The sequence below is a fragment of the Pseudomonas machongensis genome (assembly GCF_034961125.1).
In the GTDB taxonomy this organism is placed as follows: domain Bacteria; phylum Pseudomonadota; class Gammaproteobacteria; order Pseudomonadales; family Pseudomonadaceae; genus Aquipseudomonas; species Aquipseudomonas machongensis.
Genome location: NZ_JAYFUI010000037.1, coordinates 96,280 through 113,161 on the forward strand (window position 1 = coordinate 96,280; position 16,882 = coordinate 113,161).

Below are 16,882 nucleotides of genomic sequence, written 5' to 3' on the forward strand. Positions count from 1 at the left end.
CAGGTTCTCCTTGAAAAGATCGGCTGCGCCTCAAACCGCGGCCAGCACCAAGTGCAGGTAACGGGTAAGGATAGCGAGCATCTGCCCATCGGCCTGGGCGTTCGCTTCTTTGAGCAGCCCTTGATATTCCATCTGCTCGATGATGGCCGTCAACACCAGGGCGTCCTGCTCGGGCTGGCGCGAGCCCACCACCTGAAGCATCTGCCGCGCGCCATGCAGCAGGATCTGCTCATGGGCCCGCACCAGTTCGGCCAGACGGGGGCACAGCAGCGCCTCCTGGCGGAAGGCCTGCTCGGCCATCAGGAAGTCGCGGCGGTTGTACAGCTGGCGGGTCACATAGTCGGCGGTCATGCGCGCCACTTCGTCGGCAAGGCGTGCACGGGACTGAGGGCTGCAGTCGCCCTGGGCCAGCAACTGGCGCAGCACCACTTCGGTGTTGGCCCACAGCTTGGCCATGTAGGCGGCGCTGCGTTCGACGTACTGGGCGAAGGTATCGGTGAGCAGGTCTTCGATATCCTTGAAGTAATAGGTGGTGGCCGACAGCGGCACCTCGGCCTCGGCCGCCACTGCGCGGTGGCGCACACCGCGCACACCGTCGCGCACGACGATGCGCATGGCCGCGTCGAGGATCTGCTGGCGGCGTTGCTCGCTGCCCTGGCGGCTGGTCTTGCGACCTTGGTACTGCACGCTCTCGGCGACGGCGTTGGCTACGCCGGCGGCGCCTTGCTGGGCGTTTGCGGGGGGCACGGTAGGAACCTCGGTGTCTGTCTGGGGGATGTTCATTGTCTGTACCGGCCCTCGCGAGGCAAGTCGGATCGCCGCACCGCCGCTCCTACAGGTACAGCGCCGCACCTGCAGGAGCGGCGGTGCGGCGATCCGACTTGCCCCGCGATAGGGCCGGTACAGAGACTACACAGCCAGGCAAGAAAAAGCCGCCCCGAGAGGCGGCTTTTTCAAATCACTCAAGCCTGCGGACGCATGTGCGGGAACAGGATCACATCGCGAATCGACGGCGAGTTGGTCAACAGCATCACCAGACGGTCGATACCGATACCTTCACCTGCCGTAGGCGGCATGCCGTACTCCAGGGCACGCACGAAGTCGGCATCGTAGTGCATGGCTTCGTCGTCACCGGCGTCCTTCTCGGCGACCTGCGCCAGGAAGCGCTCGGCCTGGTCTTCGGCATCGTTGAGCTCGGAGTAGGCGTTGGCGATTTCGCGACCACCGATGAACAGCTCGAAGCGGTCGGTCACAGCCGGATTGTCATCGTTGCGACGGGCCAGCGGCGACACTTCGAACGGATACTCGGTAATGAAGTGCGGCTGCTCCAGCTTGTGCTCGACCAGCTCTTCGAAAATCATCACCTGCAGCTTGCCCAGACCTTCGTGGCCCAGCACCTTGGCGCCAGCCTTCTTGGCGATGGCGCGGGCCTTGTCGACGTCCTGCAGGTCGGCGGCGGTCAGCTCCGGGTTGTACTTGAGGATCGAATCGAACACCGACAGGCGCGCGAACGGCTCGCCGAAGTGGAATACCTTGTCGCCGTACGGCACGTCGGTAGTACCCAGTACCAGCTGCGCCAGCTCGCGGAACAGCTCTTCGGTGAGGTCCATGTTGTCACGATAGTCGGCGTAGGCCTGGTAGAACTCGAGCATGGTGAACTCGGGATTGTGCCGGGTCGAAACGCCTTCGTTACGGAAGTTGCGGTTGATCTCGAACACTTTCTCGAAGCCACCAACGACAAGGCGCTTGAGGTACAGCTCCGGCGCGATGCGCAGGAACATGGCCATGTCCAGAGCGTTGTGGTGGGTTTCGAACGGCTTGGCCGCAGCGCCGCCAGGGATGGTCTGCAGCATCGGCGTCTCGACTTCGAGGAAGTCGCGCTCGATCAGGAATTTGCGGATATGCGAGATCACCTGCGAACGCACACGGAAGGTGTGGCGGGTTTCCTCGTTGACCATCAGGTCGACGTAGCGCTGGCGGTAGCGCTGCTCGGTGTCGGTGAGGCCATGGTGCTTGTCCGGCAGCGGACGCAGCGACTTGGTCAGCAGGCGCACGTCGGTCATCTCGACGTACAGGTCGCCCTTGCCCGAGCGAGCCAGGGTACCTTCGGCGCTGATGATGTCGCCCAGGTCCCAGGTCTTGACCGCGGCGAGGGTTTCTTCGGGCAGGGTCTTGCGGTTGACGTAGACCTGGATGCGCCCGGTCATGTCCTGGATCACCATGAACGAGCCACGGTTGAGCATGATGCGACCGGCAACCTTGACCGGGATCGCGGCTGCTTCCAGCTCTTCCTTGGTCTTGTCCGCGTATTGCTTCTGCAGGTCGTTGCAGTAGCTGTCGCGACGGAAGTCGTTGGGGAAGGCGTTGCCCTTGGCACGCTCGGCGGCAAGTTTTTCCTTGCGCAGGGCGATCAGGGTGTTTTCTTCCTGTTGCAGGTCTTGCGATTCGGTCTTGAGGTCGCTCATGTCGTCATTGTTTCCATCAGGTATTCGGTGCCCCTGTCGGGCAGGGCACGCGATACGGGCCCATGGCCTCGTATCGCGGCAGTGGTGTGCGGTTTACAGCCCCTGCTTGAGGCTGGCTTCCAGGTACTGGTCGAGGTCGCCGTCGAGGACCTTCTGGCAGTCGCTGCGCTCGACACCGGTACGCAGGTCCTTGATACGCGAATCATCGAGTACATAGGAGCGGATCTGGTGACCCCAGCCGATATCCGACTTGCTGTCTTCCAGCGCCTGCGAGGCGGCGTTGCGCTTCTGCATTTCCAGCTCGTACAACTTGGCCCGCAGCATTTTCATGGCGGTATCCTTGTTGGCGTGCTGGGAGCGTTCGTTCTGGCACGCCACCACGGTGTTGGTCGGCACGTGGGTGATACGCACCGCCGAGTCGGTGGTGTTGACGTGCTGGCCACCGGCGCCGGAGGAGCGGTAGGTGTCGATGCGCAGGTCGGACGGGTTGATCTCGATCTCGACCTTGTCGTCGATCTCGGGCGAGACGAACACCGCCGAGAACGAGGTATGGCGACGGGCACCGGAGTCGAACGGGCTCTTGCGCACCAGGCGGTGCACGCCGATCTCGGTGCGCAGCCAGCCGAAGGCGTATTCGCCCTTGATGTGCACGGTGGCGCCCTTGATGCCGGCGACTTCACCTTCGGACAGCTCGATGATGGTGGCGTCGAAACCGCGCTTGTCGGCCCAGCGCAGGTACATGCGCAGCAGGATGTTGGCCCAGTCCTGCGCTTCAGTGCCACCGGAGCCGGCCTGGATGTCCAGGTAGGCGTTGTTCATGTCCATCTCGCCGCTGAACATGCGACGGAACTCGAGCTGGGCAAGGTTTTCTTCCAGGCCTTCCAGTTCGGTCACGACGTCGCCGACGGCACCTTCGTCACCCTCCTCGACCGCCATGTCGAGCAGGTCCTGGCAGTCGGCCAGGCCGTTGGACAGCTTGTCGAGGGTCTCGACCACCTGCGCCAGCATGGCACGTTCGCGGCCCAGGGCCTGAGCGTACTCGGGCTTGTTCCAGACGTTGGGGTCTTCCAGCTCGCGGTTGACTTCGATCAGACGATCAGCTTTGTGATCGTAGTCAAAGATACCCCCGAATGGACTGGGAGCGTTCGGTGAGGTCCTTGATGGTGTTCAGGATCGGTTGGATTTCCATGGCTCTGGCTACTCGCACGAATTCGGTGAAAAGCCTGCGAGTATAACGCCATTCATGCCAGGGCGGCAGCCCCGCCGGGCAGCCACTGCACTTGCCCATTGCTGGGCCGACCCGGCTGCACAGCTCCCAGGGTTTCGCGCAATGCGCGCTGGTTTCAGGCAACCCCGACCTGGTTACGCCCGCTGTTCTTGGCCAGGTACAGCCCCTTGTCCGCCGCCGAAATCAACTGCCGGCAATGACTGCCGACACTCGGCGTCTGCGTCGCCAGGCCAATGCTCACGGTCAGGCGCGATTCCGGTTGCGGGGCACTGTGCGGAATATTCAGACCCAGCACGGTCTGGCGCAGCTTTTCCGCAATCAGCCGTGCACCACCTGGCGAGGTGTTGGGCAGCACCAGGGCGAACTCCTCGCCGCCATAGCGCGCCGGCAGGTCGCTTGGGCGCGAGCAGGAGCCGCGGATCGCTTCGGCCACCTGGCGCAACGCTTCGTCACCGGCCAGATGGCCGAAGCTGTCGTTGTAGGCCTTGAAGTAGTCGACATCGATCATCAGCAGCGACAGCTGCTGCTGCTCGCGCATGGCGCGGCGCCACTCCAGTTCCAGGTACTCGTCGAAGTGGCGGCGGTTGGACAGCCCGGTCAGGCCATCGGAGTTCATCAACCGCTGCAGCATCAGGTTGGTGTCGAGCAGCTGCTGCTGGCTGACACGCAAGGCGCGATAAGCCTCGTCACGCTGCAGCAGGGTGAGGTAGGAGCGCGAGTGATAGCGGATACGCGCCACCAGCTCGATGGTGTCCGGCAGCTTGACCAGGTAGTCGTTGGCCCCGGCGGCGAAGGCCGCACTCTTGACCAGCGGGTCCTCCTTGGTCGACAGGACGATGATCGGGATATCCTGGGTCGCCGGGTTGTTGCGGTACTCGCGCACCAGCGTCAGACCGTCCAGGCCCGGCATGATCAGGTCCTGGAGGATCACCGTCGGCTTGATGCGCATGGCCTGGGCTACCGCCTGGTGTGGATCGGCACAGAAGTGGAAGTCGATGTTTTCCTCGTGGGACAGCCCACGACGCACCGCCTCGCCGATCATCGCCTGGTCGTCGACCAGCAGGACCATCGCGGCGCTTTCGTTGATCGTCGTGAAACCATCGATCGGTAGGTCATTCATCCCTATTCACCAGGTCACTACCGGCCAGGCGGCGTGACTCAATACATATCGTCATTTCGGAAAGATTTCCACAAGTCGCCCGGCAATTCGCTCCAGCGGTCGTATCTCGACCGCCGCCTGGATCGCTGCGGCGGCCTTGGGCATGCCATACACCGCACTGCTTTGCTGGTCCTGGGCGATGGTCAGGAAGCCCTGCTCGCGCATCAACTTCAGGCCCTGCGCGCCATCGCGGCCCATGCCGGTGAGCAGCACGCCCACCGCATCGCTGCGCCAGAAGCGCGCCACGCTCTCGAAGAACACGTCGATCGAGGGGCGGTAGATTTCGTTGACCGGCTCGGCGGTATACGCCAGCTGGCCATTCTGCAACAGCCGGATATGATGGTTGGTACCTGCCAGCAGCACCTGCCCCGGTTGCGGTGGTTCACCCTCGCGGGCCAGGCGTACCGGTAGCCCGGACACACCGCTCAGCCATTCGGCCATACCGGCGGCGAACACCTGATCGACATGCTGGACCAGCACGATGGCCGCCGGAAAATCCCGTGGCAGTCCCTTGAGCAACACTTCCAGCGCAGCCGGGCCGCCTGCCGACGAACCAATGGCCACCAGGCCGCAGCGAAGCACTGGGTTGCGCACCGGCGCCGCCACGGTGCGCGCCGCGCTGGAGCGCTGCTGGCCGATCAACCAGCCGATGTTGAGGATCTTGCGCAGCAACGGTGCCGCCGCCTCCCGGGCATCGCCCGCGCCCAGTGCCGGCGTGTCGACCACATCGAGGGCGCCGTAGCCCATGGCCTCGAACACCCGGTGCACATTCTGCTTGCGATCCACCGTGACGATGACGATGGCGCAAGGGGTTTCGGCCATGATCCGGCGAGTCGCCTCCACGCCATCCATCACCGGCATGATCAGGTCCATGAGGATCAGGTCCGGCGTCTGCTCGGCACACTTGTGCACGGCCTCGGCACCATTGCCGGCCACCCAGATCACTTCGTGCATAGGCTCGAAGGCCAGCGCACGGCGCAAGGCTTCGACAGCCATGGGCATGTCATTGACGATGGCGATCCTCATCCCTGGGCTCCTCCAATCAACTCCTCCACCGCATCCAGCAACGCATCGTCATGGAAGCTGGCCTTGGCCAAATAATAGTCGGCGCCTGCATCCAGTCCACGTCGGCGGTCCTCTTCCCGGTCCTTGTAAGACACCACCATCACCGGCAACGTTTGCAGGCGATTGTCGCGACGCACCAGGGTGACCAGCTCGATACCGTCCATGCGCGGCATGTCGATGTCGGTGATCAGCAGGTCGAAGTCTTCGCTGCGCAGGGCGTTCCAGCCATCCATGCCATCGACCGCCACCGCTACGTCGTAGCCCCGCGTACCCAGCAGCTTGCGCTGGAGCTCGCGTACCGTCAGCGAGTCGTCGACCACAAGGATGCGCTTGCGCGCCACTCCCCGTCCCGCCCGTGCCCCGCGATCGATACGCTCCAGGCGCCCGGTGCTCAGCAGCTTGTCCACCGAGCGCAAGAGGTCTTCGACATCGATGATCAGCACCACCGAGCCATCGTCGAGCAAGGCGCCGGAGGAAATGTCCTGGACCTTGCCCAGACGCGGGTCGAGCGGCATCACCACCAGCACGCGCTCGCCGATCAGGCGCTCCACGGCCACACCGTACAGTTGCTCCCGCTCGCGGATGACCACCACGCGCAGGTTGTCCGCCTCCTCCTGCGCCGCCGGACGGTTGAGCAACTGGCTTGCGGCGACCAGGCCGATATGGCGGTCTTCGTGCCAGAAGTGCTGACGACCTTCGATCTGCACGATGGCCTCGGCCGGTACATCGAGAGTGCGTTCGATATGCGCCAACGGGAAGGCGTAGGCCTCGCCACCGACCTCGACCACCAGGCTGCGCACCACCGACAGCGTCAGCGGTACCTCCAGGTGGAAGCAGCAGCCCTGCCCCGCCACCTGAGTGAGCTCGATGGACCCGCGCAGTTCGCGCACCATGTGCTGCACCGCGTCCAGGCCGACGCCTCGTCCAGACACCTCGGTGACCTGGTCACGCAGGCTGAAACCGGGCAGGAACAGGAAGGTCAGCAGCTCGGCCTCGCTCATCTGCGCCACGGTCTCTGCGGGCGACAGTGCCCGATCGACGATGCTGCGGCGCAGGCGCTCAAGGTCGATGCCCGCACCGTCGTCGCTCAGTTCGAGAATCAGCAACCCGGCCTGGTGCGATGCGCGCAGGCGCAGCGTGCCGTCACTGGGCTTGCCCGCCAACAGGCGTCGCTCGGGCTGCTCGATGCCATGGTCGACAGCATTGCGCAGCAAGTGCGTGAGCGGCGCCTCGAGTTTTTCCAGCACATCACGGTCGACCTGGGTCTTCTCGCCCTCGATCAGCAGCCGCACCTGCTTGCCCAGGGAGCGCCCAAGGTCGCGCACCATGCGGCTCTGCCCGGTCAGCACATCGGCGAAGGGACGCATCCGGCAGGCCAGCGCAGTGTCGTACAGCAACTGCGCGCGCTGGCTCGCCTGCCAGCCGAACTCGTCGAGGTCGGCAGCCTGCTGCTGGAGGATCTGTTGGGTTTCGGCGAGCAAGCGCTGGGTCTGGGCCAGGGCATCGAGCACCTCGGCGCTCTGCCCGCTGCCCTCGAGCTGGCTCTTGAGCCCGTCGAGGGCGCGCATGCCTTGGCCATGCATGCGTTTGAGGCGCTGCAGGCTGGCGAGATAGGGCTTGAGCCGCTGGGTTTCCACCAACGACTTGCTCGACAGGTCGAGCAGGCTGTTCAGGCGGTCGGCGGTGACCCGCAGCACGCGCTCAGCGCCCTCGCCTGCGCGCTTGCCACCCCTGGCTGCGGGCGCCGGCTCCACTTCCGCCTCGGGCTCGACAGGCGTCGTCGGCACCTCGGGCGGCATCGCCAGCGGCGAAGGCGTGGCCGCAGCGCCGGCAGCATCCGGCGCGGGTGCCGAAGAAGGGTCAAGCAACATGGCCATCTGCACGAGGAACGCTGGCACCGCCGTTTCGGCCTGGGTATCCCCGGGTGTTGCAATGCGCATCAGCAGGTCAGTGCCCTGCAACAAGGCATCGATGTGCTCAGGGCGCAGCAACAGGCGGCGCTCCTGGGCCGCGACCAGGCAATCCTCCATGACATGAGCGACGCTGACGCCGGCATCGATGCCGACGATACGCGCGGCGCCCTTGAGGGAGTGCGCTGCGCGCATGCAGGCTTCCAGCTGGTCGACCTGGGCCGGATTGCGCTCGAGGGCCAACAGCCCGGCACTGAGCACTTGGGTCTGGGCCTCGGCCTCAAGGCTGAACAGTTCGAGCAACGATGCGTCGCGCATTTGCTCCGGGGTCATGACAGGCTCCGCTTCACGGCAGACAGGAGGTGTTGTTCATCGAGTACACGCACACTGCGGCCACGCCATTGCAGTACCGCCAGCGTGAAGTGGGCCGCGTCGTGCTCCTCGTGCAGGCGCGCAGTGTCCAGCCGATGGATGCCGTCGATCTCGTCGACCGGCAATACCACCGGGCCACCTTCGGCAGCCAGGATCAACATACGTGGCATCACCCGGCCGCTACGCTCCTGTGTCGGCGCCAGCTCCATGCCCAACAGGTCGGCGAACGACAGGCACGGCACCAGCGCACCTCGCACGTTGGCGACCCCCTGCAACATCCGCGAACGCTGGTGCGGCAGCGAGTGAACGGCCTGCAGCGGCGCGATCTCCGCCAGGCAGGCCGTGGCCAGCGCCAGCCACTCCTCCCCCAGCCTGAACAGCAGCATGGAACGGCCGACAGTGCCCTGTTCCACCTGCACGGTCTCGACATGCTCGTCCTGCAACAAGGTGTAGCGGTCGAGCAGGCGGGTAGCCGCCGCGGCATACACTTCGCAATTGCGGCAGTGGATGTGCCGGTCCAACAGCGGACATTGCTTGTCGCCATGGACACCGATGCGATTCCAGCAGTCGTCGATGTCTTCATGGTCCCGGGCGATCAGGTCCATCGAGTAGGCACCACTCATCGTTCAGACTCCCTGCCCGCCCGCGCCGCCCGCTCCTGCAGGCGCCGTGCCCCTGTGACATCCCCCTGGGATGCCAACAGCGTGGCCAGGTGCAGCAGCGCCTCGGTGTGCTGCGGCTCGAGGTACAGGGCCTTGCGGTAATGCTTGAGTGCTTCGCCGGCATCGCCCTGGGTATCGCTGAGCAGCCCCAGCCAGTAGTAGACCTGCGCCGCGGGTTCGAACAGACGCAAGTAGCGCTCGCAACTGGCGCGGGCCTGCTCGCTGGCACCGGCATTGGCCTGGCGGGCGATGGCTGCCAGCAACTCGCTTTCGTTCTCGTTCACGGTCGCCAACGCAACCGGCCTGGCGGGCGGGCGGGGAGCACGGGCAAAGGGTGGTGCCGCCACGGGCATGGCGACTGGACGCGGCGAAGCCACCGGCGCGATGGCGGGCCGTGCCGGCGGTACCGGGTTGACCGGTGGCTGCACGCCGAGCTGATCCTGACGCACGTAGGCGAACGACTGAGCGATGCCGATCGGCCGCATGCCCAGGCGCGCCAGCAGGCTGCCCTCGGCAGGGCCGATGAACAGCACGCCATCGTCGTGGAGCAGCTGCTTGAGCACCTCGAAAACCCGCTGTTGGGTAGGTACGTCGAAATAGATCAGCAGGTTGCGACAAAAGACAAAATCGTAGACTCCCTTGCGACTGCGCAGGGCGGGATCGAGCACATTGCCGGGCTCCAGACTGACCTGCTGGCGCACGCGCTCATGCAGCCGGTAACTGTCATCGGTGCAGTCGAAGTGCCGCTCACGGAATGCCAGTTCACTGCCCCGAAACGAGTTGCGTCCATACACGGCCTGCTCGGCACGGGCGAGGGAGCTGGGGCTGATGTCCATGGCATCGATGCGCACGGCCGATGGAGACAGACCGGCATCGAGCAGCGCCATGGAAATCGAATAGGGCTCCTCGCCGGTCGAGCACGGCAGGCTGAGGATACGCAGCGGTCGTGATCCGGCCAGCTCGACCAGGCGTTTTTGCGCCAGCCCGGCCAATGCCGTGAACGATTCGGGATAACGGAAGAACCAGGTCTCGGGGACGATCACTGCCTCGATCAACGCCTGCTGCTCGCCGGGCGATTGCTGCAGGCGCAGCCAGTAGTCGTCGAGGTCACGCGCGGCAAGTACCACGCACCGCTGGCGCAGGGCCCGCTCGACCATCGGCGCGCCCACCGAGTCCACATCCAGGCCGATGCGCTCCTGCAGGAAGCGGAAGAAGCGTTGTTCGATCATCCTGCCACCTGCGCGGATTGATCCGGGAACAACAGCAGGCGTACGGCATCGTTCAACAGGTCGTCGACCTGGATGCGCTGCAACAGCCCCTGTGCATCCTGTCGCACTGGCCCCAGGTAACGTGCCTCGCTGTTGTCCACCCCATAGGGCTGGAACTCCTCGGGTTGGCAACGCAAGGTGTTGGTCGCCTGTTCGAGCACCAGCCCCAGTTGCAGGTCATTGCCATAACGCACCAGTACCAGGCGCGTGCTGGTGCGCTGCGGCGCAGGCGCGCCGAAGGTAAGGGACGACAGGTCGATGACCGGTACCAGCGCACCGCGATGCCCGAGGATCCCGGCGACCCAGACGGGCGCCTGGGCGATGGGCTTGAGCGGGCGCAACGGCAGCACCTCTATCACTTCGCGCACATCCAGGGCAAAGCGCTGTGCGCCAATATGGAACAGCAGGTACAACACGCCCTTGGCTTCGGCCTGCCGCTGATCACGCGGTTGCAGATCGTTCATCGCCGTCAGACTTTGAAGCGCGAGACACCGCCACGCAGCCCGGCAGCCACCTGGCTCAGTTCGTCGATGGCGAAACTGGCCTGGCGCAACGACTCGACCGTCTGCGTGCTGGCATCACTGAGCTGGGCCAACGCCTGGTTGATCTGCTCGGCGCCGGTGGCCTGGGCCTGCATGCCCTCGTTGACCATCAGGACCCGTGGCGCCAGCGCCTGCACCTGATGAATGATCTGACTGAGCTGCTCGCCTACCTGCTGCACCTCGAACATGCCGCGGCGCACTTCCTCGGAGAACTTGTCCATGCCCATGACCCCAGCCGACACCGCGGACTGGATCTCGCGCACCATCTGCTCGATGTCGTAGGTGGCCACTGCGGTCTGGTCGGCCAGGCGGCGCACTTCGGTGGCCACCACGGCAAAACCGCGGCCGTACTCACCGGCTTTTTCCGCCTCGATGGCCGCGTTGAGCGACAGCAGGTTGGTCTGGTCGGCGACCTTGACGATGGTCACCACCACCTGGTTGATGTTGCTGGCCTTCTCGTTGAGGATGCCCAGCTTGGCGTTGACCAGGTCGGCGGCGCCCATCACCTGATGCATGGTTTCCTCCATGCGCGCCAGGCCTTGCTGGCCGGAACCGGCAAGGCTCGAAGCCTGGTCGGCGGCACTGGTCACCTCGGTCATGGTACGCACCAGGTCACGCGAGGTCGCGGCGATCTCGCGCGAGGTGGCGCCAATTTCCGTGGTGGTTGCAGCGGTTTCGGTGGCCGTGGCCTGCTGCTGCTTGGAGGTGGCGGCGATCTCGGTGACGGAGGTGGTCACCTGCACCGATGAGCGCTGGGCCTGGGCCACCAGGTTGGCAAGCGCCTCGCCCATTTCATTGAAACCATTCTCGATGGCGCCGAACTCATCCTTGCGGTCCAGGTTCAGGCGCGCGCTGAGGTCACCCGAGCGCAGCTTGTCGAGGGCGTGCACGATGCGTTGCATGGGAGCACTGATGGCGCGCATCAGCAGCAGGCCGCAGATACCAGCAGCGACAATCGCCAGGATCAGCGAAACGATCATGCTGCCCTTGGCGGTGGCCACGGCGCTGACGATCTCGCGGGTGGCGGCATTGGCGGATTCGGTATTGCGGTCGATCACCGAGTTCAGGTGCTTGCGCCCGTCGGTCCAGGCCGGTGTCAGTACTTCGGCGATCAGGCGCTCGGCTTCGGGGTAGTTCTTCTCGCGGTAGGCTGCCAGGACCTGGTCGACCACCTTGACGTAGGCCTCCTCGAGGCGCACGAAGGTGTCGAAGAATGCCTGGTCCTGCGCGTCCTGGATCGTGCCCTGGTAGTTGGCCATCTGCGCCCTGAGGCGGTCGTGGAAACCCTTGAACAGCTCGAGGTCGGCCGAGGTCAGCTCGCGATGGTTGGACAAGCCGACCAACTGCTGGCTGGCGACGTAGCTGTCGACCCAGGCGCTGCGGATCATCGAGCTGTAGTAAACCCCCGGAATGCTGTCCGTGCCCACTGCCTGCTCGCTGGCTTCGATGGTGACCAGGCGTGAATACGCCGCTACGATCATCAACAGCATGATGGCGATGATCACGGCGAAACTTGCCAGGATCCGTTGGCGCAAGGTCCAGTTCTTCACAATCAGCCCTCAGGAATTCTTCACGAGCGGGAAAATCGTCGAAGTATAGCCTAGGCGCCAGGCGCGTTATCGGTTGAATTGCGGAGTATTCCGGCATCCCTGCCGATTAAATAGCCAATCGCCACATCACTGCGCTGCAGCGTCCCGTACCTGGCGTTCCAGTTCCTCACGCAAGTTCGGGTCCAGGCGCAATTGGCGGGCCAGTTCGTCAAGGTAGGCGCGCTCCATGAAGTGTTCCTGATCGACCATCATCACACTGGCCAGGTACATCTCTGCGGCCATTTCAGGGGTCTGTGCGGCACGGGCCACTTCGGCAGGATCGAGCGGCTTGTTCAGCTCGGCATGCAGCCAGGCCTGCAGCTCGCGATCGCTGTCCAGGCGCACGAACTCGCCCTCGATCAGTTCACGCTCGCGCTCATCGATATGACCGTCGGACTTGGCCGCCGCCACCAGCGCCTTTAGCACCGCCTGGCTGTGTTGCTCGGCCTGGGCTGGTGGCAGGCGATCGAGGGTCTATGGCTCCTGCGCAGGAGCCTGGCCCTGGCGCGCCTGCCAGTTGCCATAGGCTTTGTAGGCCAGCACGCCAAGGGCGGCGAGGCCACCGTAGGTGAGTGCCTTGCCACCGTACTTGCGCGCCTTCTTGCTGCCCAGCAGCAGGCCCATGGCCCCGGCCGCCAGCGCCCCGCCTCCGGCACCGGAAAGCAGGCCGCCAAGGCCAGAGCCCTTGCCTTGGCCACCCCCGAGCAGATCACCAAGACCGGGCACCTTGCCCGCCCCGCCCTTGCCCTGCTGGTTCTGCAGCAGTGACTGGCCGGACTTGAGCAGTTGATCGAGCAGACCACGGGTGTTCATCTGGATGACTCCTGGACGGATAGGAAAGCTCCAGAGTAGGCCCGCAGCCTGAATTCTCCCTTAACGCATTTGCTTCGGGATGTTGCATCCGGCCAGTCGAACGGTACGCGTATCCATCACTCCCGCAGATCCGACTCATGAATCGGATTGGCCCGGCTGGTCGCACGTTGGTACTGCGCAGGCCAGATTGCCTTGTTGCCACCCAGGTCATCGTCGGCATGCAGCGGCCAGTAAGGGTCGCGCAGCAGTTCGCGGGCGAGGAAGATCAGGTCGGCCTGACCGGTACGCAGGATGTGCTCGGCCTGGGCGGGTTCGGTGATCATGCCCACGGTGCCGGTGGCGACTTCCGACTCCTTGCGCACCCGCTCGGCGAAGCGGGTCTGGTAACCCGGGCCGGTGGGGATTTCGGCATTGACCGAGGTGCCGCCCGAGGACACGTCGATCAGGTCGACCCCCAGCGCCCTCAGACGACGCGCCAGCTCGACCGTCTCGTCTGGGTTCCAGCCATCCTCGACCCAATCGGTGGCCGATACCCGCACGAACAGCGGCAACTCCTGCGGCCACACCTCACGTACGGCCTCGGTCACCTGAAGCGTCAGACGAATACGGTTCTCGAAGCAGCTGCCGTACTCGTCACGCCGCTGGTTGCTCAGCGGCGAAAGAAACTGATGCAGCAGGTAGCCGTGGGCCGCATGGATTTCGACGACCTTGAACCCGGCTGCCTTGGCACGCTCGGCGGCCTGGACGAAGGCCTGGACAACACCCTGGATCTCATCGTGGCTCAGCTCGCGCGGCGGCGTATGCTCCGGATCGAAGGCGATCTTCGAAGGCCCGACCGGCTGCCAGCCGCCGTCCTCGACCTTGACGCTGCCGTGCTTGCCGAGCCAGGGACGATGGGTGCTCGCCTTGCGCCCGGCATGCGCCAGCTGAATGCCCGGAATGGCGCCCTGGGAAGTGATGAAGCGGGTGATACGTTGCAGTGGGACGATCTGGTCGTCGTTCCACAACCCGAGGTCTTCGGCGGTGATTCTTCCGTCGGCAGTGACAGCCACCGCCTCGGTGATCACCAGCCCGGCGCCACCGACGGCGCGGCTGCCCAGGTGGACAAGGTGCCAGTCGTTGGCCAGGCCATCGACGCTCGAGTACTGGCACATTGGCGAAACCGCAATGCGATTGGGCAGGGTCAGCTGACGCAGGGTATACGGCTCAAGCAGCAGGCTCATGAGGGGACCTCCCAAGGACTCCAATGGTGATCCGGCCCGGACACTCGTGTGCGGCCGTGGCCCGGTACCGGTCTTCTCTGAGACTAGACCAGATTACCCTGGGGGGAGGTTCCGCCGGATGGACGCCCCGCGCTGAGGGCTGCCCTCTGTCAGCGCGGCTCCATGTGCGCAATCATCAGTTGCACGCTTTCATTGCCGCGAAACTCGTTCACATCGAGCTTGTAGGCCACCTCCACCCAACGCACCGTCGGGTTGGGCCACACGTCGCGGTCGATGCCGAAGGCGATCCCATCGAGTTTCACCGAGCCGCACTCGCTCTTGAGCACCACTTTCAGATGCCGCTCCCCCACCACGCGCTGTTCGACCATCTGGAACACGCCATGGAACAGCGGCTCGGGAAAATGCTGCCCCCAAGGGCCAGCATTGCGCAGGGCGCGGGCCAGGTCCAGATGAAACTCCTCGACCGCCAGGGTGCCGTCGGACAGCAGGCGCCCGGTCAGGTCGTCCTCGCACAACTGGCGCCGCACCTCTTCGTCGAACGCATCGGCGAAGGCCTGGAAGTTAGCCTCAGGCAGCGACAAGCCTGCGGCCATGGCGTGGCCGCCGAACTTGCTGATCAGGTGCGGCTGGCGTGCGGCCACGGCATCCAGCGCATCGCGGATATGGAAGCCCGGCACCGAACGGGCAGAGCCCTTGAGCATGCCCTCGCCCGCATCGGCAAAGGCGATGGTCGGTCGGTGGTAGCGCTCCTTCAGGCGCGAGGCGAGGATACCGATCACACCCTGGTGCCAGTCGGGGTCGAACAGGCACAGGCCATAGGGCATGGACTCGATCGGCAGGTCCTTGAGCTGGGCCAGGGCTTCGCGCTGCATGCCCTGCTCGATGGACTTGCGATCCTGGTTGAGCCCGTCCAGTTGCCCGGCCATGTCCAGCGCCACGGCGGGGTCTTCGCACAGAAGGCATTCGATGCCCAGGCTCATGTCGTCCAGCCGACCGGCGGCGTTGAGCCGTGGCCCGAGGATGAAACCCAGGTCGGTCGAGGTGATGCGCCGATGATCGCGCCGCGCCACTTCGAGAATTGCCTTCAACCCAGGACGAGCACGCCCGGCACGGATGCGCTCGAGCCCCTGGTGCACGAGGATACGGTTGTTGGCGTCCAGCGGCACCACGTCGGCGACACTGCCCAACGCCACCAGGTCGAGCAGTTCGCCAATGTTCGGTTGGGCCTGCGTCTCATAGCGTCCAAGGCTGCGCAGACGGGCACGCAGGGCCATCAGCACGTAGAAGATCACCCCCACCCCGGCCAGCGACTTGCTGGGGAAGGTGCAGCCTGGCTGGTTCGGGTTGACGATCGCATCGGCGTCGGGCAACTGCTCGCCAGGCAGGTGGTGGTCGGTGACCAGGACCTTGAGTCCGGCAGCCTTGGCCGCCGCCACGCCATCGACACTGGAGATACCGTTATCGACAGTGATCAGCAGTTGCGGCTGACGCTGCAACGCCACCTGCACGATCTCCGGGGTCAGGCCATAGCCGTACTCGAAGCGATTGGGCACCAGGTAATCCACATGGGCCGCACCCAGCAGTCGCAGCCCCAGCACACCTACGGTGCTGGCGGTGGCGCCATCGGCGTCGAAGTCGCCGACGATCAGGATGCGCTGACGCAGGTCCAGGGCCTCGACCAACAGGTCGACGGCCGCCTCGATTCCTTTAAGTTGCTGGTACGGCAACAGGCGCGCCAGGCTCTTGTCCAGTTCGGACTCGCTCTGCACGCCGCGGGCGGCATAAAGGCGGGTCAACAGGGGTGGCAGGTTGCCAAGGAAGGGCAGTGCCGATGGCAGGGGGCGGGGTTCGATACGCATGGGGTCTTCGGCTGTCAGATCGGATCAGGTCAGCCGCGCTCACCGAGCAGCCACTGCAATTGGACTTCGTGCTGGCCACGGTCGTCGGTGACGAATACCGTGCCTTCACTGATCATCACATCCCATTTGATGGTACGCGGCATGTCGGTGGCCAGAACCTCCAGGACTTCCTGCGGGACAGCAGCGATGCTCAGGTTTTTCAGGCCCTTGACCGCGCCGACCACCTTGTTCTCCCACACCCGCAAGCTGCCGTAGGCCAGCAGGCTGGTGCGCTCGGTACGGCGCGAGCACCAGGTGAGACGGTCGGCGTCGGGCTGGCCGACTTCGATCCAGTGCAGGATGCGATCATCCAGGCTTTTTTCCCACAGGGCGGCCTCATCGACATCCGACAGACCGCGGCCGAACGACAGGTTCTCGTTGTACCAAAGGGCGTAGGCCAGCAGACGGACGGCCATGCGTTCCTCGGTCTCCGACGGGTGACGAGCGATCGTCTGACGTACGTTTTCGTACACGCCGCGGTCGAGGTCGGTCAGATTCAGTTCGAACTTGTAGGTGGTGGAAGGCTGGGCCATGGGAAAGGGGCTTCTTTGGAGAAAGTCGCAGAGTTTAACCGATCCGAGTTTGTTGGGGTGGGTGGTTGCGCATCTGCGTGCACTGGACTCTGCCTTGCAACAGTATCTGCCATTGACCAGCTGTGATAAAACCAAGCCTCTTTTCTGTCGCCACG

At 64.7% G+C, this 16,882-nt stretch carries 13 protein-coding genes and 1 pseudogene; all 14 read right to left on the reverse strand.

What is annotated here, in order from left to right; all coding sequences use genetic code 11:
- Window positions 1-30: 30 nt before the first annotated feature.
- Window positions 31-783: a TetR/AcrR family transcriptional regulator gene (locus VA602_RS02145; protein WP_063543332.1), complete on the reverse strand. Its 753-nt coding sequence runs from the start codon at window positions 781-783 to the stop codon at window positions 31-33.
- Between the two features lie 179 nt (window positions 784-962).
- Window positions 963-2,465 carry a lysine--tRNA ligase gene (gene lysS, locus VA602_RS02150; RefSeq protein WP_054895070.1) on the reverse strand — a complete coding sequence of 501 codons (1,503 nt, stop codon included), beginning with the start codon at window positions 2,463-2,465 and terminating at the stop codon, window positions 963-965.
- Window positions 2,466-2,558: 93 nt separating this feature from the next.
- A protein-coding gene (prfB, locus tag VA602_RS02155) for a peptide chain release factor 2 (RefSeq protein WP_112897576.1) occupies window positions 2,559-3,654 on the reverse strand; the annotation gives its coding sequence in 2 pieces (ribosomal slippage) (window positions 2,559-3,581 and window positions 3,583-3,654; 1,095 coding nt in all).
- A 154-nt stretch (window positions 3,655-3,808) separates the two neighbouring features.
- Window positions 3,809-4,813, reverse strand: coding sequence for a response regulator (locus VA602_RS02160; RefSeq protein WP_054895071.1), 1,005 nt, complete (start codon window positions 4,811-4,813; stop codon window positions 3,809-3,811).
- 51 nt (window positions 4,814-4,864) lie between these two features.
- The gene (cheB, locus tag VA602_RS02165) at window positions 4,865-5,878 is read right to left on the reverse strand and encodes a chemotaxis response regulator protein-glutamate methylesterase (RefSeq protein WP_323452352.1); all 1,014 of its coding nucleotides are present in this window, start codon (window positions 5,876-5,878) and stop codon (window positions 4,865-4,867) included.
- Window positions 5,875-8,160, reverse strand: a complete 2,286-nt coding sequence (locus VA602_RS02170) for a hybrid sensor histidine kinase/response regulator (protein ID WP_323452353.1) — start codon at window positions 8,158-8,160, stop codon at window positions 5,875-5,877. Before VA602_RS02170 ends, cheB begins: the two co-directional genes overlap by 4 nt.
- Entirely contained in the window at window positions 8,157-8,822 is a 666-nt protein-coding gene (locus tag VA602_RS02175) for a chemotaxis protein CheW (protein WP_151925333.1), read from the reverse strand. The genes VA602_RS02170 and VA602_RS02175 overlap by 4 nt, the downstream gene beginning before the upstream one ends.
- Complete coding sequence (locus VA602_RS02180; RefSeq protein ID WP_323452354.1) at window positions 8,819-10,090, reverse strand: CheR family methyltransferase; 1,272 nt, start codon at window positions 10,088-10,090, stop codon at window positions 8,819-8,821. Before VA602_RS02180 ends, VA602_RS02175 begins: the two co-directional genes overlap by 4 nt.
- Window positions 10,087-10,593, reverse strand: coding sequence for a chemotaxis protein CheW (locus VA602_RS02185; RefSeq protein WP_323452355.1), 507 nt, complete (start codon window positions 10,591-10,593; stop codon window positions 10,087-10,089). The genes VA602_RS02180 and VA602_RS02185 overlap by 4 nt, the downstream gene beginning before the upstream one ends.
- A 5-nt stretch (window positions 10,594-10,598) precedes the next feature.
- Window positions 10,599-12,221, reverse strand: coding sequence for a methyl-accepting chemotaxis protein (locus tag VA602_RS02190; protein WP_323452356.1), 1,623 nt, complete (start codon window positions 12,219-12,221; stop codon window positions 10,599-10,601).
- A 126-nt stretch (window positions 12,222-12,347) separates the two neighbouring features.
- A pseudogene (locus tag VA602_RS02195) lies at window positions 12,348-13,073 on the reverse strand (tellurite resistance TerB family protein).
- A gap of 116 nt (window positions 13,074-13,189) precedes the next feature.
- Window positions 13,190-14,296 carry an NADH:flavin oxidoreductase/NADH oxidase gene (locus tag VA602_RS02200; RefSeq protein ID WP_323452357.1) on the reverse strand — a complete coding sequence of 369 codons (1,107 nt, stop codon included), beginning with the start codon at window positions 14,294-14,296 and terminating at the stop codon, window positions 13,190-13,192.
- A gap of 149 nt (window positions 14,297-14,445) precedes the next feature.
- On the reverse strand, window positions 14,446-16,155 hold the full coding sequence (gene recJ, locus VA602_RS02205) for a single-stranded-DNA-specific exonuclease RecJ (RefSeq protein ID WP_323452358.1): 1,710 nt from the start codon (window positions 16,153-16,155) through the stop codon (window positions 14,446-14,448).
- Between the two features lie 29 nt (window positions 16,156-16,184).
- On the reverse strand, window positions 16,185-16,727 hold the full coding sequence (locus tag VA602_RS02210) for a YaeQ family protein (protein WP_054895081.1): 543 nt from the start codon (window positions 16,725-16,727) through the stop codon (window positions 16,185-16,187).
- Window positions 16,728-16,882: the final 155 nt, after the last annotated feature.